4 protein-coding genes and 1 pseudogene are annotated in these 3,131 nt (G+C 62.9%); 1 reads left to right on the forward strand and 4 read right to left on the reverse strand.

What is annotated here, in order from left to right; translation table 11 throughout:
- The first annotated feature begins 136 nt into the window (after positions 1 to 136).
- Positions 137 to 574, forward strand: coding sequence for a hypothetical protein (locus tag IVA75_RS34310; RefSeq protein WP_018457659.1), 438 nt, complete (start codon positions 137 to 139; stop codon positions 572 to 574).
- On the opposite strand, the gene IVA75_RS34315 is transcribed toward IVA75_RS34310, so the two are convergent.
- From IVA75_RS34315 to IVA75_RS34325, 4 genes and pseudogenes are all read right to left on the reverse strand, one after another.
- Entirely contained in the window at positions 575 to 2,032 is a 1,458-nt protein-coding gene (locus tag IVA75_RS34315; RefSeq protein ID WP_247359654.1) for an IS66 family transposase, read from the reverse strand.
- Complete coding sequence (locus IVA75_RS40220) at positions 2,032 to 2,166, reverse strand: hypothetical protein (RefSeq protein ID WP_256465254.1); 135 nt, start codon at positions 2,164 to 2,166, stop codon at positions 2,032 to 2,034. Before IVA75_RS40220 ends, IVA75_RS34315 begins: the two co-directional genes overlap by 1 nt.
- A gap of 81 nt (positions 2,167 to 2,247) precedes the next feature.
- Positions 2,248 to 2,577 carry an IS66 family insertion sequence element accessory protein TnpB gene (gene tnpB, locus IVA75_RS34320; protein WP_247290034.1) on the reverse strand — a complete coding sequence of 110 codons (330 nt, stop codon included), beginning with the start codon at positions 2,575 to 2,577 and terminating at the stop codon, positions 2,248 to 2,250.
- Positions 2,578 to 2,813: 236 nt separating this feature from the next.
- A pseudogene (locus IVA75_RS34325) lies at positions 2,814 to 2,975 on the reverse strand (transposase); the annotation flags it as partial.
- Positions 2,976 to 3,131: the final 156 nt, after the last annotated feature.

The raw sequence follows: 3,131 nt of genomic DNA on the forward strand, positions 1-3,131 counted from the left end.
GTGAGCGTCACGATAGGATCACCGGTGCACGGGCTTGACTTGCGCGGAATGCTCTGGATAGCGCGGTCGGGATGATTGACGCCGCCGGGGCGCGGTGATGGGGTGATCCCGGTTCGGAGCGGGCAACGGGATCAGAATGAACAGCGAGTCGCAGCTGCGCGAGAAGCTTCGGAAGATCGAGGCGTTGTTCGTGGGGGCCGGAACTGCTGGTGAGCGCCTTGCGGCGGAAGCCGCGCTGCAGCGGGTGCGGGCCCGGGTCGAGGAACTCGCTCGCCACGATCCACCGATCGAACAGCAATTCTCACTTCCCGACCAGTGGTCTCGGCACCTTTTTCTGGCGCTTTGCCGCCGATATGGGCTGCGGCCGTTTCGTTATCGCCGGCAGCGACGCAACACGGTGATGGTCCGTGCGTCACGGGGCTTCGTCGATCGAGTCCTGCTGCCGGAGTTCACCGAGCTGGAGGGTGCGCTGCAAGTGTATCTGCACGAGGTGACGCTGCGCGTGATCCGCGAAGAGATCTACGACGACGCCAGCGATGCGCAGGAAGTTCCAGATGCCCTGCCGTCGAACTGATCAGGCGGCGAGCTTTGCCTGCGAGCTATCGCGCTCGGCCTTCCAATTCCACGGCAACAGCATGTGCAGTTGATTGATCTTTGTACGTCCGGAGACGATGCGCTCGAGAACATCGGTCAGATAGTGCCGCGGGTCGATGTCGTGCAGCTTTGCCGTGTTGATGAGCGATGCGAGGGTGGCCCAGGTTTCGGCACTGCCGGCGAACAAGTAATTCTTCTTTCCCAGGCCTATCGGCTTGATGCTGCGTTCGACCGTATTGCTGTCGATCTCGATGCGCCCATCATCGATGAAGCGCGTCAGGCCTTCCCAATGGTTGAGGGTGTAGCGGATCGCCTTGCCAAGGCCGGATTTCTTCGAGACTTCCAGTAGCCGCGCCTCGAGCCAGGGTTTGAAGTCCTCGATCAACGGCCTGGTGTCGGTCTGCCGCACTGCAGCCCGATGCGCCGCCGGCAGACCGCGGATGCGATCCTCGATGGCGTAGAAGATCGCGATCCGTTGCAGCGCTTCCGCAGCAATCGGCGACTTCGTCGCGACGTGAACGTCCCAGAACTTCCGCCGCGCATGCGCGAAGCAGAACGCCAACTGCACCAGATGGCCGCCATTCTTGATCAGGCCCTTGTAGGCGGCATAGCCGTCGACCTGCAGGATGCCGTGGTAGTCCCCGAACAGCTGCTTGGCGCGGATCGCCTTGCGATCCTCGGCAAACATGTAGACCACCGCCGGCGGCGCCGGGCCGCCCCACGGACGGTCATCGGTGGCGATCGCCCAGAACTGGCAGACTTTGGTCCTGCCACGGCCGGGATCGAGAACTGGCAGCGGCGTCTCGTCGGCAAACAGCCGCGGGTGGGACATCACTGTATCGCGCAACAGCGTGTGAAGCGGCTTCAGCCACCAGGCGGCGCGGCCCATCCACGAGGCCAGCGTCTGCCGATCGAGTGTGATGCCTTGCGCGGCGAACATCTGTTCCTGCCGATACAGCGGCAACTGGTAGCCGTATTTCATCACCGCGATGTGGGCCAGCAAGGCTTCCGTCACCATCCCGCCATCGATCGCCTGGGCCGGCGCAGGTGCCTGCATCACACCCTGGCGGCATCCCCGGCAGCCATACCGCGGACGCACAATGCGCTTGACCCGGTACTGCATCGGAATGACGTCGAAGGCTTCTTTGACGGTCTCCCCGATCTTGTGCAGCCGCTCGCCGCAGCAAGGGCAGATGTGGCTCTCGATATCGATTACGACATCGATGCGCGGCAAATGCTCCGGAAGCTTCCCCCGGTTGCGTCGCGCCGGTCGCTTTCCACGGCCCTCCGCTCCATCAGGCAGCCTGCCTCCGGTTACGTCGTCGTTGGCCGCGGCACGAGCCGCCTGTGCCGTGATGGTGAAGAGAGGCAGCTGTCCGGGATCCAGTGTCTCGGAGCGGGGACCGAAGATCGTGCGCTTGAACTGGGACAGGATCATCAGAGCTTGTCGTTCTCCTGAACCGCAGCGTCGCGTTGGGCGATCGCCGCATCACGCTCGGCCGAAAGCGTGCTGCATTCCACCGACAACGCCGCAAGCCTTGACGACAGCGCCATCACAGTTTGTCGGAGCAATGCTGGATCGGAAGGCAAATCACTCATGCAGAGTGATTTTACAACAACTCCGCATGAGTGACGAGCTACTCTTGATACGGATCAACCAGCTCGCGCTGGCTGATCCACAACCCGCATCGGCACACGCTTCCCGTCTGAGCCATCGAGCAGCACCGAGAGTTGAGCATGAGATAGCGGCATGACGCCTTCCTTGACCGGCGGCCAGGTGAACTGCCCCTCGATTCTTTTGTAGTAAAGGACAAGGCCGCTTCCGTCCCAGGTCAGGATCTTCACGCGATCTCGGCGCTTGGACCGAAAGACATAAAGTCCGCCGTCGTACGGATTGGCCCCAAACGCCTCGCTCACCAGCATCGCCAGCGAGTCCATCCCCCGACGGAAATCGATCGGCTGCGTCGCGATCCAGATCGACAACCCAGGTCGGAGCCCGATCATCGGCCAACCGGCCCGACTGCCGCAAGCACCTCGCGCAGCGCCCGCCGGTCGACCGTCCCCCTGACACGGATGCGAACCGCGCCGACCTGGATCTCAATTGCTGCCTGCTCTTCGCGCGACGACAATTCGCCGCCGCAGCCAGTGATCGCGACCGGCACAAAGCCAGGTGGCACATCTCCGTCCCGGCGCTCCGCGAGCTTCACCCGCGTGGTCTGACGACGCCACAGAAACAACAGGCTTGGGCTGATGTCGTGTCGTCGTGCCACCGCGGACACGCTTGCACCCGGCGCGAAACTCTCCGCGACAATCGCTGCCTTCGCATCGGTCGACCAGCGCCGACGCCGGCCCGTCCCGGTGATGATTTCAACACGCCGCAGCGTGTCGGCGCCGTGTTCGAGGATAGGCGTATGCCTATCCTTATCGCTATCCTTACGACTATCCTTCGACATTGTGACCTCGCGACAAACCATTCCGCGAGATCTTCTAGCCGACCAGATCAGCCCTCAGCGCGTGGTCCCTGCATGACGCTCACG

Origin of the sequence: Bradyrhizobium sp. 134, assembly GCF_023074155.1 — a bacterium.
In the GTDB taxonomy this organism is placed as follows: Bacteria; Pseudomonadota; Alphaproteobacteria; order Rhizobiales; family Xanthobacteraceae; genus Bradyrhizobium.

Bases quoted from the DNA above. Each gene is read 5' to 3' on its own strand.
- IVA75_RS34315 (WP_247359654.1), bottom strand. From the start codon at position 2,032: ATGATCCTGTCCCAGTTCAAGCGCACGATCTTCGGTCCCCGCTCCGAG.
- IVA75_RS34310 (WP_018457659.1), top strand. From the start codon at position 137: ATGAACAGCGAGTCGCAGCTGCGCGAGAAGCTTCGGAAGATCGAGGCG.